Source organism: Mycolicibacterium canariasense, assembly GCF_002101555.1.
Taxonomy (GTDB): Bacteria; Actinomycetota; Actinomycetes; order Mycobacteriales; family Mycobacteriaceae; genus Mycobacterium; species Mycobacterium canariasense.
In genome coordinates this window covers 94,072-109,349 of record NZ_LQOL01000081.1, presented here as the reverse complement: position 1 = coordinate 109,349, position 15,278 = coordinate 94,072, and the positions used below count along the sequence as shown (strand labels likewise).

Annotated in this window: 20 protein-coding genes; 17 read left to right on the top strand and 3 right to left on the bottom strand. The window is 69.8% G+C overall.

Going from position 1 to position 15,278, the window contains the following annotated elements; translation table 11 throughout:
- Positions 1-2: 2 nt before the first annotated feature.
- The 8 genes from AWB94_RS28265 (at position 3) to AWB94_RS28230 (ending at position 6,495) form a co-directional block, all read left to right on the top strand.
- Positions 3-977: a Ppx/GppA family phosphatase gene (locus AWB94_RS28265; protein WP_062658756.1), complete on the top strand. Its 975-nt coding sequence runs from the start codon at positions 3-5 to the stop codon at positions 975-977.
- Complete coding sequence (locus AWB94_RS28260; RefSeq protein WP_062658523.1) at positions 974-1,948, top strand: Rv0497 family membrane protein; 975 nt, start codon at positions 974-976, stop codon at positions 1,946-1,948. Before AWB94_RS28265 ends, AWB94_RS28260 begins: the two co-directional genes overlap by 4 nt.
- Before the next feature lie 3 nt (positions 1,949-1,951).
- The gene (locus tag AWB94_RS28255) at positions 1,952-2,797 is read left to right on the top strand and encodes a sugar phosphate isomerase/epimerase family protein (RefSeq protein WP_062658522.1); all 846 of its coding nucleotides are present in this window, start codon (positions 1,952-1,954) and stop codon (positions 2,795-2,797) included.
- A 48-nt stretch (positions 2,798-2,845) separates the two neighbouring features.
- Positions 2,846-3,697 carry a pyrroline-5-carboxylate reductase gene (gene proC / locus AWB94_RS28250; protein ID WP_062658521.1) on the top strand — a complete coding sequence of 284 codons (852 nt, stop codon included), beginning with the start codon at positions 2,846-2,848 and terminating at the stop codon, positions 3,695-3,697.
- Positions 3,698-3,836: 139 nt separating this feature from the next.
- On the top strand, positions 3,837-4,067 hold the full coding sequence (locus AWB94_RS28245; RefSeq protein ID WP_024453219.1) for a cell division/environmental response transcriptional regulator: 231 nt from the start codon (positions 3,837-3,839) through the stop codon (positions 4,065-4,067).
- Positions 4,068-4,153: 86 nt separating this feature from the next.
- On the top strand, positions 4,154-4,255 hold the full coding sequence (locus AWB94_RS28240; RefSeq protein ID WP_003402602.1) for a 30S ribosomal protein bS22: 102 nt from the start codon (positions 4,154-4,156) through the stop codon (positions 4,253-4,255).
- 29 nt (positions 4,256-4,284) lie between these two features.
- A complete protein-coding gene (locus AWB94_RS28235; protein ID WP_062658520.1) occupies positions 4,285-5,382 on the top strand; it encodes an NAD-dependent epimerase/dehydratase family protein in 1,098 nt (365 codons plus the stop codon).
- Between the two features lie 48 nt (positions 5,383-5,430).
- Positions 5,431-6,495, top strand: coding sequence for a lysophospholipid acyltransferase family protein (locus AWB94_RS28230; protein WP_062658519.1), 1,065 nt, complete (start codon positions 5,431-5,433; stop codon positions 6,493-6,495).
- On the opposite strand, the gene AWB94_RS28225 is transcribed toward AWB94_RS28230, so the two are convergent.
- Together AWB94_RS28225 and AWB94_RS28220 are read right to left on the bottom strand one after the other, a co-directional pair.
- Positions 6,492-7,019 carry an FAS1-like dehydratase domain-containing protein gene (locus AWB94_RS28225; RefSeq protein ID WP_062658518.1) on the bottom strand — a complete coding sequence of 176 codons (528 nt, stop codon included), beginning with the start codon at positions 7,017-7,019 and terminating at the stop codon, positions 6,492-6,494. The genes AWB94_RS28230 and AWB94_RS28225 overlap by 4 nt on opposite strands.
- A gap of 14 nt (positions 7,020-7,033) precedes the next feature.
- Entirely contained in the window at positions 7,034-7,900 is an 867-nt protein-coding gene (locus tag AWB94_RS28220; RefSeq protein WP_062658755.1) for an HAD family hydrolase, read from the bottom strand.
- Between the two features lie 39 nt (positions 7,901-7,939).
- Between AWB94_RS28220 and AWB94_RS28215 the strand changes: the two genes are divergently transcribed.
- The 9 genes from AWB94_RS28215 to AWB94_RS28175 all read left to right on the top strand — a co-directional run bounded on the left by AWB94_RS28215 (position 7,940) and on the right by AWB94_RS28175 (position 14,944).
- Positions 7,940-8,197, top strand: a complete 258-nt coding sequence (locus AWB94_RS28215; protein WP_062658517.1) for a glutaredoxin family protein — start codon at positions 7,940-7,942, stop codon at positions 8,195-8,197.
- Between the two features lie 155 nt (positions 8,198-8,352).
- The gene (locus AWB94_RS28210; RefSeq protein ID WP_062658516.1) at positions 8,353-9,696 is read left to right on the top strand and encodes a glutamyl-tRNA reductase; all 1,344 of its coding nucleotides are present in this window, start codon (positions 8,353-8,355) and stop codon (positions 9,694-9,696) included.
- Positions 9,693-10,628: a hydroxymethylbilane synthase gene (gene hemC / locus AWB94_RS28205; protein ID WP_062658515.1), complete on the top strand. Its 936-nt coding sequence runs from the start codon at positions 9,693-9,695 to the stop codon at positions 10,626-10,628. Before AWB94_RS28210 ends, hemC begins: the two co-directional genes overlap by 4 nt.
- Positions 10,625-12,292, top strand: a complete 1,668-nt coding sequence (locus AWB94_RS28200; protein ID WP_062658514.1) for a bifunctional uroporphyrinogen-III C-methyltransferase/uroporphyrinogen-III synthase — start codon at positions 10,625-10,627, stop codon at positions 12,290-12,292. Before hemC ends, AWB94_RS28200 begins: the two co-directional genes overlap by 4 nt.
- Complete coding sequence (hemB, locus tag AWB94_RS28195) at positions 12,293-13,273, top strand: porphobilinogen synthase (protein ID WP_062658513.1); 981 nt, start codon at positions 12,293-12,295, stop codon at positions 13,271-13,273. It begins immediately after the preceding gene.
- Positions 13,270-13,689: a hypothetical protein gene (locus AWB94_RS28190; protein WP_084395365.1), complete on the top strand. Its 420-nt coding sequence runs from the start codon at positions 13,270-13,272 to the stop codon at positions 13,687-13,689. Before hemB ends, AWB94_RS28190 begins: the two co-directional genes overlap by 4 nt.
- A 12-nt stretch (positions 13,690-13,701) precedes the next feature.
- Complete coding sequence (locus AWB94_RS28185) at positions 13,702-14,136, top strand: hypothetical protein (protein ID WP_062658512.1); 435 nt, start codon at positions 13,702-13,704, stop codon at positions 14,134-14,136.
- On the top strand, positions 14,133-14,630 hold the full coding sequence (locus AWB94_RS28180; RefSeq protein ID WP_062658511.1) for a transport-regulating membrane protein Mce1N: 498 nt from the start codon (positions 14,133-14,135) through the stop codon (positions 14,628-14,630). Before AWB94_RS28185 ends, AWB94_RS28180 begins: the two co-directional genes overlap by 4 nt.
- Positions 14,627-14,944, top strand: coding sequence for a hypothetical protein (locus tag AWB94_RS28175; RefSeq protein WP_064961357.1), 318 nt, complete (start codon positions 14,627-14,629; stop codon positions 14,942-14,944). The genes AWB94_RS28180 and AWB94_RS28175 overlap by 4 nt, the downstream gene beginning before the upstream one ends.
- Here the strand turns inward: AWB94_RS28175 and AWB94_RS28170 are convergent.
- Positions 14,851-15,270 (bottom strand): hypothetical protein, encoded by a 420-nt coding sequence (locus tag AWB94_RS28170; RefSeq protein ID WP_062658510.1) that lies wholly within the window; start codon positions 15,268-15,270, stop codon positions 14,851-14,853. The genes AWB94_RS28175 and AWB94_RS28170 overlap by 94 nt on opposite strands.
- Between the last annotated feature and the right edge of the window lie 8 nt (positions 15,271-15,278).

Genomic DNA, 15,278 nt, shown 5'->3' with positions numbered 1-15,278 from the left:
GCGTGCGATTGGGCGTGCTCGACGTAGGCAGCAATACGGTTCATCTGTTGGTGGTCGACGCGCGCCGCGGCGGCCATCCGACACCGATGAGCTCCACCAAGGCCGCGCTGCGGCTGGCCGAGTCGATCGACTCCTCGGGCAAGCTCACCCGCAAGGGGGCGGACAAGCTGGTGGACACGGTCACCGAGTTCGCCAGCATCGCCACCAGCTCGGGTTGCGCCGAACTGATGGCCTTCGCCACCTCCGCGGTGCGCGACGCCACCAACTCCGAGGACGTGCTGGCCCGGGTGCAGACCGAGGCCGGGGTGTCGCTGCGGGTGCTCAGTGGGGTGGACGAGTCCCGGCTGACGTTCCTCGCGGTGCGCCGCTGGTACGGCTGGAGCGCAGGCCGGATCATCAACATCGATATCGGCGGCGGCTCACTGGAGTTGTCCAGCGGGGTGGACGAGGAGCCGGAGGTGGCGTTGTCGCTGCCGTTGGGGGCCGGCCGGCTGACCAGGGAGTGGCTGGCCGACGATCCGCCGGGGCGGCGCAAGGTGGCCGCGCTGCGGGACTGGCTGGCCACCGAGATGTCGGAGGCCGGGTCGACGATCCAGACGGCGGGCAGCCCCGATCTGGCGGTCGCCACGTCCAAGACGTTCCGTTCGCTGGCCCGGCTCACCGGCGCGGCCCCCTCGGCGGCCGGGCCGCGGGTCAAACGCACCCTGACCGCCGCGGGATTGCGGCAGCTCATAGCGTTCATCTCTAGGATGACTACGGCCGACCGAGCCGAGTTGGAGGGGGTGAGTGCCGAACGGGCGCCACAGATCGTGGCCGGAGCCCTGGTAGCTGAAGCCAGCATGCGCGCGCTGGGTATCGAGCAGGTGGAGATCTGCCCCTGGGCGTTGCGGGAAGGCCTCATCCTGCGGAAACTCGACAGTGAGGCCGACGGCACAGCCTTGGTGGAGACACCATTGCCCAAAGGCAACAGACGATGACAGAACCGAACGACACCACCAGCACCCGCCCCATCTCGGTGGCGGAGCTGCTGGCGAAGAACGGCAGCATCGGCGCCCCGTCGCCGGGCGGCCGGCGACGCCGCCGGCGCGGTAACGCCGATGCCGTCACCGTGGCCGAGCTCACCGGCGAGATCCCGATCGTCAACTATCACACCGACGAGCACGAGGCGATCGACACCGCCACCGACACCGCTACCGATAACGGCCACGTCGAGGCGCCCGGTGAGCAGCCCGCGGTGCCGGCCGAAGCCGAGGTCGCCGTCGAAGCCCAATCGGTACTGGAACAGCCCCAGGTCGCCGAGGACGGTCCGGACACCGCCCAGGCCGAACCCGAACCTGAGGCTGAACCCGAGCCGGAGCCCGAACCGCACCACACGCACCACGGCCTGCGCCGCTCGGCCGCCCTGCCCGCGGGCGGTGCCGAGGAGATGAGCCCGGACCCGCTGGACGACGACGAGCTCGCCGCCGTCGATCTCACGGACGTCGACCCGGAGGCGGGCGCTGCCACCGACGGCACGGGCGCCCTGCCGTCGGCGTTCCCGTCGTACCTGTCCCGGGTGCCCCGCTCGGAGGACGTCGATCTGGGCGGCCCGGACACCGCGGCCACGCTGACCGACACCGCGGTGGTGACCGACGAGCCCGGTCAGGAGGGCACCGAGGAAGCCGATGCGCAGCCGGCCACCAGCCGGTCGCCGTTCCTGCACGGGGTGTGGATCGTCGCGCAGAGCATCTTCGCGGTGCTGTTCGGTGCCGGCCTGTTCGTGGCCTTCGACCAGCTGTGGAAATGGAACAACATCGTCGCCCTGGTGCTGTCGGTATTGGTCATCCTGGGCCTGGTGGTCGGGGTGCGCGTGGTGCGCAGAACCGAGGACATCGCCAGCACCCTGATCGCGGTGGCCGTCGGGGCACTGGTGACGCTCGGCCCCCTGGCCCTGCTGCAGTCCACCTGACCGGTGCGCCCTGCCATCAAGGTCGGCCTGTCCACCGCCTCGGTGTACCCGCTGCGGACCGAAGCCGCCTTCGACTACGCCGCCCGCCTGGGTTACGACGGGGTCGAGCTGATGGTGTGGGCCGAACCGGTCAGCCAGGACATCGATGCCATCGACGCCCTCTCACAGCGCTACGGCATCCCGGTGCTGTCCGTGCACGCGCCGTGCCTGTTGATCTCGCAGCGGGTGTGGGGCGCCAATCCGATCCCCAAACTGGAGCGCAGCGTGCGCGCCGCCGAGCAGCTGGGTGCCCAGACGGTGGTGGTGCACCCGCCGTTCCGCTGGCAACGGCGGTACGCCGAGGGCTTCGCCGAGCAGGTCGCCGAGTTGGAGCGCGGTAGCGACGTGCTGGTGGCGGTGGAGAACATGTTCCCGTTCCGCGCCGACCGGTTCTGGGGCCCCGGGGCGCCGTCGATCGAGCGGATGCGCAAGCGCGGTGGCCGGCCCGGCCCGGCGATCTCGGCCTTCGCACCGTCCTACGACCCGCTCGACGGCGGCCATGCGCACTACACGCTCGACCTGTCGCACAGCGCCACCGCGGGCACCGATGCCATCGACATGGCGCAACGGATGGGTGCGGGGCTGGCGCATCTGCACCTGTGCGACGGCAGCGGCGCGTCCACCGACGAGCACCTGGTGCCCGGCCGCGGCACCCAGCCCGCCGCGGAGATCTGCCGGATGTTGGCCGCCTCCGACTTCACCGGGCACGTCATTCTGGAGGTCACCACCTCACAGGCCCGCACCGCCGCCGAGCGGGAGGCGCTGCTCGTCGAATCGCTGAGCTTCGCCAGGCAACATCTGCTGCGCTGACGGCCGCCCACGGTGCCCCGGCGGCGCCGCGCGTGCAATGCTTTGCCCGTGTCAAGGATTGCAATCATCGGCGGGGGCAGCATCGGTGAAGCGCTGCTCTCGGGACTGTTACGAGCCGGCCGCCACGTCAAGGACCTGGTCGTCGCGGAGAAGTTCGCCGAGCGCGCCCAATACCTGTCCGACACCTACTCGGTGCTGGTCACCTCGGTCGCCGATGCGGCCGAGAACGCCACCTACGTGATCGTCGCGGTGAAACCCGGCGACGTGGACTCGGCGCTGGCCGAGATCGCCGAGGCCGTCGGCAAGGCCGACGACGACAGCGCCGAGCAGGTGGTCGTCAGCGTGGCCGCCGGCGTCAGCACGTCGTTCTACGAGTCCAAGCTGCCCGCTGGCGCCCCGGTGATCCGGGTGATGCCCAATGCGCCGATGGTGGTCGGCGGGGGCGTCAGCGCGCTGTCCAGGGGCCGCTTCGCCACCGAGGAGCAACTCAAGGAGGTGTCGGCGATCTTCGACACCGTCGGCGGGGTGCTCACCGTGCCGGAGGCGCAGCTCGATGCCGTGACGGCGCTGTCGGGATCCGGCCCGGCGTACTTCTTCCTGATGGTCGAGGCCATGGTCGACGCCGGGGTCGATGCGGGTTTGCCACGTGCGGTGGCCACCGATCTGGTGGCGCAGACCATGGCGGGGTCGGCCGCGATGCTGCTGGACCGCCTCGACAGTGCACCAGATGCCGCATTGGACACCACAGCGGCACAGTTGCGGGCTATCGTGACCTCACCGGGTGGTACCACCGCCGCTGGGCTGCGTGAACTGGAACGCGGGGGCCTGCGGGCCGCGGTCGCCAACGCGGTGGCAGCTGCGAAAACACGCTCTGAGCAGCTCGGAATTACATCAGAGTAATTCAAGAATTTCGGACGGATTACCCCACACCCGTCGCAATAACCCCAATGGCCACGCTATTCTCCTCGTTGTATGCACGCGTTCGTGCCAGCGGTGGGGAAGCCGCTGGAACTGGCCGTGCCTTAAGGATTGGGTTGCGATGACGTCAATGAACGGGCCATCGGCGCGGGATTCGGCTGGCGAAGGCCAGCCCAAAGCTCAATTTCTGACCGTTGCCGAAGTGGCCAGTCTGATGCGGGTCAGCAAGATGACCGTCTACCGGCTGGTGCACAACGGTGAGCTGCCGGCCGTGCGGGTGGGCCGGTCGTTCCGCGTGCACGCGAAGGCTGTCCACGACCTGCTGGAGACGTCGTACTTCAGCGCCGGCTGACGGTCGGCTGGGCGCGTTTTCCGCTCTGGCAGGCCTGGCGGGTAAGGTGACCCGGTCAGTTCCTTCATTGGTAGGTAGCGGAGTTCATGGGTTCAGTCATCAAGAAGCGGCGTAAGCGCATGTCGAAGAAGAAGCACCGCAAGCTGCTTCGCCGTACACGGGTTCAGCGCAGAAAACTCGGTAAGTAGTCTTTCGCGCTTCTCGGTAGGCTCGCCCGATGGATGCGCAGGGATCCGGCGACAGCGGTGACACCAGGGGCACTGGAGGCTCGGCGACGGGCCCCAAGGTCGTACTGGTCACCGGTGCGTGCCGGTTTCTCGGCGGCTACCTGACGGCGCGCCTCGCCCAGAACCCGGCGATCGATCACGTCATCGCGGTCGACGCCATCGCACCGAGTAAAGACCTGCTGCGCCGGATGGGTCGCGCGGAGTTCGTCCGCGCCGATATCCGCAACCCGTTCATCGCGAAGGTCATCCGCAACGGCAACGTCGACACCGTCGTGCACGCCGCGGCGGCGTCCTACGCGCCGCGGGCCGGCGGTCGGGCCACGCTCAAAGAGCTGAACGTCATGGGCGCGATCCAGCTGTTCGCGGCATGCCAGAAGGCTCCGACCGTGCAACGGGTGGTGCTCAAGTCGACCTCTGAGGTCTACGGATCCAGCGCCCGAGATCCGGTGTTGTTCACCGAGGACGAGAGTGCGCGCCGGCCGCTGGGTGAGGGCTTCGCCAGGGACAGCATCGACATCGAGGGGTATGCGCGTGGCCTGGCCAGGCGCAGGCCCGATATCGCCCTGACGATCCTGCGGCTGGCCAACATGATCGGACCGGCCATGGACACCGCGCTGTCGCGGTATCTCGCGGGTCCGGTGGTGCCCTCGGTGCTCGGACACGACGCCCGGCTGCAACTGCTGCACGAGCAGGACGCGCTCGGCGCGCTGGAACGCGCCACCATCGCCGGCCGCGCCGGCACCTTCAACATCGGCGCCTCGGGCATCATCATGATGAGTCAGGCGATCCGGCGCTCGGGCCGGGTCGCGCTGCCGATGCCGCGGCAGGCGCTACAACTCGTCGACTCACTGAGGCGCGCAACAAGTTACACTGAACTCGATCGCGAGCAGTTGAACTACTTGAGCTATGGCCGGGTGATGGACACCGCGCGGATGCGAAACGACCTAGGCTACCTGCCCAAGTGGACCACTGTGGAGGCATTCGACGACTACGTGCGTGGTCGTAGTTTGACGCCGATCATCGACCCGAAATGGGTACGCTCAATGGAGAGTCGCGCCGTATCTGCGGCGCAGCGATGGGGACGGTAGCGACAAGTCGGGTCGGACACTCCAACGGGGCGGGGAGAAGGTGGCTACGTGGCGGGTGAATCAAAGGCCAAAGTGATTCCGCTGCACTCGAATTCGGGTCGGTCGGCGGCCGCGCAGCGCCGCGCCGCGCAGCGTGCGGACAGCGTGCGCCGGCATCCCTCACTGCTGACCGATCCGGGGACCCGTGCCTCCGCCGAGCAGATCGCCGCGGTGGTGCGCGAGATCGACCAGCACCGCGGCGCCGGCACGGCAGACGAACAGGACACTCCCAACGAACTGTCCAGGGTCATCACCGCGATCGCCGATTTCGCCGTCAAGCGGATGACCGGTGACTACACCGTCGACGAGTTCGGCTTCGACCCGCACCTGACCAACGCGGTCGTAATGCCAATGCTGCGAGTGCTTTTCACGTCATGGTTCCGGGTTGAAGTCAGCGGGATCGAAAACCTTCCGCGCGACGGCGCCGCCCTGATCGTGGCCAACCACGCCGGCGTGCTGCCCTTCGACGGGCTGATGGCCTCGGTCGCCGTGCACGATCACCATCCGCTGCACCGGGATCTGCGACTGCTCGCGGCCGACCTGGTGTTCGACCTGCCGGTGGTGGGTCAGGCCGCGCGCAAGGCCGGCCACACCGTCGCGTGCACCTCCGACGCGCACCGGCTGCTGGCCGCCGGTGAGCTGACGGCGGTGTTCCCCGAGGGTTTCAAGGGCCTGGGCAAGCCGTTCAAGGACCGCTACAAACTGCAGCGCTTCGGTCGCGGCGGGTTCGTCTCGGCGGCGCTGCGGGCCCAGGTGCCCATCGTGCCGTGCTCCATCGTCGGCTCCGAGGAGATCTACCCCAAGATCGGCGATATCAAGTTGCTCGCCCGGCTGTTCGGGCTGCCGTACTTCCCCGTCACGCCACTGTTCCCGCTGGCCGGCCCGCTCGGCGTGGTGCCGCTGCCGTCGAAGTGGCACATCCAGTTCGGTGAGCCCATCCCCACCGCGGACTACGACGAGTCGGCGGCCGAGGATCCGATGGTGACCTTCGAACTGACCGACCACGTCCGCGAGACCATCCAGCACACCCTGTATCAGCTGCTGGCGGCCAGGCGGAACACCTTCCTGGGCTAGGACTTCTGGCTTGCGACCATCTTCGCGATCGCGGCGTCGCGGGCGGCGGCGATCTGGGCGCTGACCTCGTTGGCCTCGTCGATCTGGGCCTCGCCCAGCATGGTCACGATGCTGGTGGCCACCGGAGCGCCGGCATCGTCGGTCACCTCGGCCCGGACCTCGCAGATCACCGTGCCGTGGGATTCGATCACCGAATCCAGGTAGGAGTCGAACCACAGCTTGTCGCCGACCTTGATCGGCCGGTGGAAGATCAGCTTCTGGTCGCGGTGCAACACCCGCTCCAGGTTGATCGGCACGTCGAAGTTCTCGAACAGGTCGAGCTGCACGCGCCGCCCGGCCACCGCCAGGAAGGTCAGCGACGCGACGACGGTGTCATGGCCGGTCTCGGCGGCGCCCGCTTCGGAGTGATGCGCGGGGTGGAAGTCCTTGACGGCGGTGGCGAACTCGCGGACCTTCTCCCGGCCCACCTCGAAATAGTCGGGGTAGCGGTAGTGGGTTCCGATGATGTCGTCCGCAAGGCCCATGGCGGGAGAGCCTATCAGCGGCGACGGGACGCAACCGCTGCCAGCGCCCCGCCGACCGCACCCAGGGCCAGCGCGGATGGCACCCCGATGCGGGCCGCCTTGCGCGCGGTGCGGAAGTCACGGATCTCCCAGCCGCGCTCCCGGGCAACGTCGCGCAGCGCGGCATCGGGGTTGATCGCCACCGCGGTGCCCACCAGCGACAGCATCGGCACGTCGTTGAAACTGTCCGAGTACGCCGTGCAGCGGCGCAGGTTGAGACCCTCCCGGATGGCCAGCGCGCGGACCGCATGCGCCTTACCGCTGCCGTGCAGGATGTCACCCACCAGCCGGCCGGTGAACACCCCGTCGACCGATTCGGCGACGGTGCCCAGCGCACCGGTCAGGCCCAGCCGGTCGGCGATGGTCGCCGCCAGCTCGTACGGGGTGGCGGTGACCAGCCACACCTGCTGGCCGGCGTCCAGGTGCATCTGGGCCAGCGCCCGGGTGCCCGGCCAGATCTTGTCGGCGATGATCTCGTCGTAGATCTGTTCGCCCAGCTCCGCCAGCTCGGCGGTGGAGCGGCCCTCGATGAAGGCCAGTGCCTTGCGCCGCCCGGCCGCGACGTCGTCGCTGTTCTCCTTGCCGGTGAACTGAAACTTGGCCTGCGCGTAGACGATTCCGAGGATGTCCCGGTAGGTGAAGTACTTGCGGGCGGCCAGCCCGCGCGCGAAGTGCACCAGCGACGAACCGTGCACCAGGGTGTTGTCGACGTCGAAGAACGCGGCCGCGGTCAAATCCGGCGGCGGCGGTGGGGGCGGCGTGGTGGCCGCTTCCGCGCTGGCCTCGCCAGCGATCAGATCGCTTTCGACCCCGTCGATATCGGCGGTACCGGACTCGGACACCACACAACCCTAAGTCACGGCACCCCCGATACTGGTGGTGTGGACCATGAGGTGGTGTTGCTGACCCGCGCGGGGTGCAGTATCTGCGAACGCGCGGCGCGGACGCTCGCGGCGCTGGCCGACGAACTCGGCTTCGCCCTGCGTAGCACCGACGTGGACGAGGCGGCCGCGGCCGGGGACCCTCAGCTGCGGGCCGAGTTCGGCGACCGGGTGCCGGTGGTGCTGCTCGACGGCGCCGAGCACAGCTACTGGGAGGTCGACGAACAGCGCCTGCGCGCCGATATCGCGGGGCCGTGAACCGGCCCCGAAGCCACGCTGAACCGGTACAGCAAATTTGGTAGCACGGCTGGTAAACGGCTACTTTGGAGCCCGACCGGGCGAGCGAGGCGACGGCATGAAAACCGTCCTGGGCGAGCGAAGCGACGGGGAGAAGAAGACCAGGTGATGATGCCGTGAGCGTCCTGCTATTCGGGGTATCGCACCGCAGTGCGCCGGTCTCCGTGCTCGAACAGCTGAGCACCGACGAGTCCGACCAGGCCAAGATCATCGACCAGGTGCTGCAGTCCTCGCTGGTCACCGAGGCCATGGTGCTGTCGACGTGTAACCGGGTCGAGGTCTACGCGGTGGTCGAGGCGTTCCACGGCGGCCTGTCGGTGATCGGCCAGGTGCTCTCCGAGCATTCCGGGATGGGCCTGCAGGACCTCACCAAGTACGCCTACGTGCGCTACGCCGAGGCGGCCGTCGAGCACCTGTTCGCCGTGACCAGCGGCCTGGACTCGCTGGTGCTCGGAGAACAGCAGGTGCTGGGCCAGGTGCGCCGGGCCTACGCCGCCGCCGAGGCCAACCACACCGTCGGCCGCACCCTGCACGAACTGTCCCAGCGCGCCCTGTCGGTCGGTAAGCGGGTGCACTCCGAAACCGGCATCGACAGCGCGGGCGCGTCGGTGGTCTCGGTGTCGCTGGAGATGGCCGAGAAGCGGCTGGGCTCGCTGGCCGGTCGCACGGCCGTCGTGATCGGTGCCGGCTCGATGGGCGCCCTGGCCGCCAAACATCTGGTGCGCGCCGGGGTGCAGCGCGTGGAGGTGGTCAACCGGTCGCTGCCCAGGGCCCGACGGCTGGCCGCCAACATCGCCGAACTCGGGGTTTCGGCGCACGCCCATGTGCTCGACGACATCTCCTCGGTGTTGGTCGACGCCGACATCGTGATGAGCAGCACGGGCGCGGTGCGCCCGGTGGTCTCGCTGGCCGACGTGCACCACGCGCTGGCCGCCCGCTCCGGGGCGCGGCCGCTGGCGATCTGTGACCTGGGGATGCCCCGCGATGTCGACCTGGCGGTCGCCGGCCTGCCCGGCGTGTACGTCATCGACATGGATCGCATCCAGCGGGAGCCGGCCGCCAAGGGCGCCGCCTCCGACGCCGAGGCGGCCCGCGCGATCGTCGCCCACGAGGTTGCCCAGTACCTGGCCAGCCAGCGGGTGGCCGAGGTCACCCCGACCGTGACGGCCCTGCGGCAGCGCGCCGCCGACGTCGTCGAGGCCGAATTGCTGCGACTGGACAATCGGCTGCCCGGGCTGGACGCGGCGCACCGCGACGAGGTCGCGCGCACCGTCCGCCGCGTCGTCGACAAGCTGCTGCACGCCCCGACGGTGCGGGTCAAACAACTGGCCGGCGCACCCGGCGGCGACAGCTATGCCGAAGCCCTGCGCGAACTGTTCGAGCTCGACCCGCAGGCCGTCGACGCGGTGTCGGGTGGCGAATTGCCGCTGATCGCAACCGAAAACGACACGCCCGAGTGATCCGTATCGGCACCCGTGGCAGCCTGTTGGCGACCACTCAGGCGGGCGGTGTCCGCGACGCCCTGATCGCGTCGGGGCACCCCGCAGAACTGGTCATCATCAGCACCGAAGGTGACCGCAATCAGGGACCCATCGCCGAGATCGGGGTGGGCGTGTTCACCGCCGCGCTGCGCGAAGCCGTCGACGACGGGCGGGTGGACATGGCGGTGCACTCGTACAAGGATTTGCCGACGGCTCCGGACGAGCGCTTCGTGATCGCCGCGATCCCACCGCGCGAGGATCCGCGCGACGCCCTGGTGGCGCGCGACGGAATGGTGCTGGGGGAGTTGCCGCCGGGCTCGGTGATCGGCACGTCCAGCCCGCGGCGGGCCGCACAGCTTAGAGCACTGGGTCTCGGTTTGGAAATCCGCCCCCTACGAGGCAACCTAGACACCAGGTTGAACAGGGTAAGTAGCGGTGATCTCGACGGCATCGTCGTCGCCCGGGCGGGTCTTGCCCGCATCGGACGGCTCGGTGATGTCTCCGAGTCCCTGGAACCGGTGCAGATGTTGCCGGCACCGGCTCAGGGCGCGCTCGCGGTGGAGTGCCGCGCACGCGACACAGACCTTGCCGCGGTGCTGGCGGAGTTGGACGACCCCGACACCCGCGCAGCGGTCACCGCCGAACGAGCCCTGCTCGCCGAACTGGAGGCGGGGTGTTCCGCGCCGGTGGGTGCGATCGCGGAAGTGGTCGAATCCATCGACGAGGAGGGCCGGGTCTTCGAGGAGCTGTCGCTGCGCGGTTGCGTGGCGGCGCTGGACGGATCCGACGTGATCCGTGCGTCCGGTGTCGGTTCGCCCGAGCGGGCCCGGGAGCTGGGTCTCTCGGTGGCCGCGGAGCTGTTCGAGCTGGGTGCACGAGACGTGTTGGCAATGGAGCGGAGTGACAGATGACTGGGCACGCAGGGACCCGAGGCCGCAAGACCAAGCCGGGCCGCATCACGTTTGTGGGGTCCGGCCCAGGTGACCCCGGGCTGCTGACCAGCCGGGCGCGCGCGGTGCTGGCCAACGCCGCCCTGGTGTTCACCGATCCGGACGTACCCGACGCGGTGCTGGCGCTGGTCGGCTCCGAGCTGCCGCCGCCGTCCGGACCGCAGCCCGAGGAGGCTACCCCGGCCGACGGTGCCGCCGACGCGGCGGCCCCGGTCATCCCGGGTGGCCCCGATGTGCGGCCGGCGCTGGGCGACGCCGCCGAGGTCGCCAAGACCCTGGCCAACGAGGCCCGGCACGGTGTCGACGTGGTCCGGCTGGTGGCCGGCGACCCGCTGTCGGTCGACTCGGTGATCACCGAGGTGAACACGCTGGCCCGCACCCACCTGAATTTCGAGATCGTGCCCGGACTGCCGGACACCACCGCGGTGCCGACCTACGCGGGGCTGCCGCTGGGGTCGTCGCACACCGTCGCCGACGTGCGTGGTGACGTGGACTGGGCGGCGCTGGCCGCCGCGCCGGGTCCGCTGATCCTGCACGCCACGGCCTCGCATCTGCCCGACGCCGCGCGCACGCTCATCGAGTACGGCCTGGCCGACAGCACGCCCGCGGTGGTCACCGCGCACGGCACCACCTGCCAGCAGCATTCGGTCGAGACCACGCTTGCGGGCTTGGGGGACAAGGCAATTCAGCAGGCCGCCGAGATCACCGTCGGGACTCCGGGCTCGCTGGCGGGCCCGCTGGTGGTCACCATCGGCAAGACCGTCGCCAACCGCGCCAAGCTGAACTGGTGGGAGAGCCGGGCGCTGTACGGCTGGACCGTGCTGGTGCCGCGCACCAAGGACCAGGCCGGCGAGATGAGCGAGAAGCTGGTCGGCCACGGTGCGTTGCCGGTCGAGGTGCCCACCATCGCCGTCGAACCACCCCGCAGCCCGGCCCAGATGGAAAGGGCCGTCAAGGGTTTGGTGGACGGCCGGTTCCAGTGGGTGGTCTTCACCTCCACCAACGCCGTGCGTGCGGTGTGGGACAAGTTCAACGAGTTCGGTCTGGACGCGCGGGCCTTCTCGGGTGTCAAGATCGCCTGCGTCGGCCAGGCCACCGCGGACCGGGTGCGGGCGTTCGGCATCAACCCCGAACTGGTGCCCGCCGGTGAGCAGTCCTCGCTGGGCCTGCTCGACGAATTCCCGGAGTACGACGACATCTTCGACCCGGTGAACCGGGTGCTGCTGCCGCGCGCCGACATCGCCACCGAGACGCTGGCCGAGGGCCTGCGCGAGCGGGGCTGGGAGATCGAGGACGTGACCGCCTACCGGACGGTGCGTGCCGCTCCGCCGCCGGCGCACACCCGCGAGATGATCAAGACCGGCGGGTTCGACGCGGTCTGCTTCACCTCCAGCTCCACGGTGCGCAACCTGGTGGGTATCGCCGGTAAGCCGCACGCCCGGACCATTGTCGCCTGCATCGGACCCAAGACCGCCGAGACCGCGGCGGAATTCGGCCTGCGGGTGGACGTGCAGCCCGAGACCGCGGCCGTCGGCCCGTTGGTGGAGGCGCTGGCCGAGCACGCGGCCCGGTTGCGCGCCGAGGGTGCGCTGCCGCCGCCGCGCAAGAAGAGCCGCCGGCGCTAGATGGCTTTCCCGCGCCACCGTCCCCGCCGCCTGCGCTCCACCCCGGCCATGCGCCGGCTGGTGGCCCAGACGTCCTTGGAGCCAAGGCATCTGGTGTTGCCGATGTTCGTCGCCGACGGGATATCGGAGCCGCGCGAGATCTCGTCGATGCCCGGGGTGTACCAGCACACCCGTGATTCGCTGCGCCGCGCCGCCGCCGATGCGGTGGCCGCCGGGGTGGGTGGGTTGATGCTGTTCGGCGTGCCTCGCGACGAGGACAAGGATGCGACCGGCTCGGCCGGCGTCGACCCCGACGGCGTCCTGAACGTCGCGTTGCGGGACCTGGCCGCCGATCTCGGCGATGCCACCGTCCTGATGGCCGATACCTGCCTGGACGAGTTCACCGCGCACGGGCACTGCGGCATCGTCGACGCCCGCGGCCGGGTGGACAATGACGCCACCAATGATCGCTACGTGGAACTCGCTGTCGCCCAAGCGCATTCGGGTGCCCAGGTGGTGGGACCGAGCGGCATGATGGACGGCCAGGTCGCGGCGATCCGCGACGGGCTGGACGCGGCCGGGCACACCGACGTCGCCATCCTGGCCTACGCGGCGAAGTTCGCCTCCGCGTTCTACGGACCGTTCCGCGAGGCGGTGTCCTCCAGCCTGGTCGGTGACCGCCGCACCTATCAGCAGGACCCCGGAAACGCCCGCGAGGCCGTGCACGAGATCGAGCTCGATATCGACGAGGGCGCGGACATGATCATGGTCAAGCCGGCGATGAGCTATCTGGACGTGGTGCGGGCCGCCGCGGACATCTCACCGGTGCCGGTGGCGGCGTATCAGATCTCCGGGGAGTACGCGATGATCTGCGCGGCCGCGGCCAACGGCTGGATCGATCTGCAGGCCTCCGCCCTGGAATCGCTGACCGGGATCCGGCGGGCCGGCGCGGACATCGTGCTCACCTACTGGGCGGCCGACGTCGCCGGCTGGCTGGCGTGACCGAACCCGACGAGCCCGCCGGCCGCCCGGTGGATGTCGACACCGGATTCTGGCTCTGGATGACGGCGCTGCCGCTGATGGTGATCGGCCATGTCATCGATGCCGTGACGGCGCCGACGCCGAAGACGATGCCGGCGGTCGCCTACGCGTTCACGGGACTGTTCCTGGTGATCGCCGCCGCGTTGGTGGTCACCTTCGCGGTGCTGATGCGGGCCGGTTACCGGTGGGCGCGCACCCTGCTCACCGCGGGCGGCCTGACGGCGGTGGTGTATTCGCTGACCAGCCTGTTCACCATGGAGCGCGGGCCGGTGGCCGCCCTGGGCTACGCGGCGTGTTCGATCGTCGGATCCGTGCTGATCGTGGCCGGGGTGTACTTGCTGCACCGCCGGGACAGCCACGAGTACCTCACCCGCTAGGCTGGCTCGACCATGTCCACAGCGCCGCGTCCTCGGATCATCACTGTTGCGTTCTGGCTGACGATGGTGGGTGCCGTGCTGCTGCTCGCCGGTGGCCTGCTCGGTGTGAGCACCGCCCTGACCACCCCGGCGAGCGCGTTCCCGGATTCGCTGGGGGAGGGACAGGCGCACCGCATCCTGCTGATGCACGGCGGCGTCGGCGCCGTGCTGGCCGTCGCGGGCCTCGGCCTCAGTTTCCTGGCCGGGCGCACCCGTAACGGCGACAAGCGGTTCCGCCGTGCCCTGGCCGCCCTGGCCGGCGGTGTGGTTTTCGTCGTGTTCCTGCTGGCGCTGTTCGCGCCCTACAACCTCGAACTGCTCGCGCTGATCGGGGTGGTACCCGTTGCGGTCGGCGCGACGCTGTTCACCCGGCCGGCGGCCGCGGCGTGGTTCGAGGACGCGATGTGACCGCACCCGACCGTCCCGCATCCGACCTGCCCGTACCCGATGACGTGCTGTTCCGTGAGCCCGGCGCCAGCTGGTGGTGGCTGCTGGTCGGGCCGGTCGCGGCGGTGGCGATGGCGCTCATCCAGCTGACCGGTGGCGCCGGCGTGCAGCTGGCCGTGCCCGCGGTGTTCCTGGTGCTGGTGACCGGGTTTCTGGCGATTCAGATCAAGGCCGCCCGCATCCACACCTCCGTCGAGCTGACCCCGCGCACGCTGCGGCAAGGCACCGAGACCATCAATATCGCCGATATCGTGCGGATCTTCCCCGAGGCCAAGGGCGCCGAGGCCGAGAAATGGCAGTCCTATCGCGCGCTCGGTGAACTCACCGGGGTGCCCAGGGGGCGCACCGGGATCGGCCTGAAGCTGACCGATGACCGTTCGGGTCAGGCCTGGGCGCGGCGGCACCGCACGCTGCGCGCTGCGCTGGAGGGCTTGGTCGGGGAGGCCTTACCGTGAACCGTCGCGCCGTGATCGAACTCGTGTTGGCCGCCGTCGCGCTGCTGGGCTGCGTCCTGAGCTGGCAGGCCGCGAGCGAGACCGCCCAGGTGGCGCCCATCCTGGAGGGCGAGCCGGCGACCACGTCGGTGGTCTATTACCCGCCGCTGATCGTGCTGGCGCTCATCCTCGCCACCACCGCGGGCGTGCTGGTGGTGCTGGGCATCGCCCGCCTGCGCCGTCAGAACGGCGGCTCGTCGGGATCGCACATCCGCGGTGGCGGCGGCGACCAATCATCGGGCAGCTCTTCGGGTTCCATCGGCTCGTTGACGTAGGTGCACCACGGGCTGATGCTCGGGGCGTCGCCTTTGAACACCCGCTTCAACCGCCGCATGTGATTGCGGTCGCCGATGCGCCGGAGCTCGCGGCGACGCGCGAAGTCGTAACGCCGCCCGGCCTCGTTGACGGGCCGCAGCCGGCGGTTGCGGGCACGGGCCCGTTGTCGGTGCTCCGCCCGGGACGGCACCCGGCGCGGCGGCGTCGGTTCTCGGCAGTCGGCCCGCCCGAACACCCCGAACAGGTCCGCCCCGCCCGGTGTGGTGCGGTACGTGCGACCGCCGGGCGCGGTCCAGATGACGGTGCCGTCGGTGACCTGAACCACACCCGGTT

Bases quoted from the DNA above. Each gene is read 5' to 3' on its own strand.
- AWB94_RS28260 (WP_062658523.1), top strand. From the start codon at position 974: ATGACAGAACCGAACGACACCACCAGCACCCGCCCCATCTCGGTGGCG.
- AWB94_RS28245 (WP_024453219.1), top strand. From the start codon at position 3,837: ATGACGTCAATGAACGGGCCATCGGCGCGGGATTCGGCTGGCGAAGGC.
- AWB94_RS28240 (WP_003402602.1), top strand. From the start codon at position 4,154: ATGGGTTCAGTCATCAAGAAGCGGCGTAAGCGCATGTCGAAGAAGAAG.
- AWB94_RS28235 (WP_062658520.1), top strand. From the start codon at position 4,285: ATGGATGCGCAGGGATCCGGCGACAGCGGTGACACCAGGGGCACTGGA.
- AWB94_RS28225 (WP_062658518.1), bottom strand. From the start codon at position 7,019: ATGGGCCTTGCGGACGACATCATCGGAACCCACTACCGCTACCCCGAC.
- AWB94_RS28200 (WP_062658514.1), top strand. From the start codon at position 10,625: ATGACTGGGCACGCAGGGACCCGAGGCCGCAAGACCAAGCCGGGCCGC.
- hemB (WP_062658513.1), top strand. From the start codon at position 12,293: ATGGCTTTCCCGCGCCACCGTCCCCGCCGCCTGCGCTCCACCCCGGCC.
- AWB94_RS28185 (WP_062658512.1), top strand. From the start codon at position 13,702: ATGTCCACAGCGCCGCGTCCTCGGATCATCACTGTTGCGTTCTGGCTG.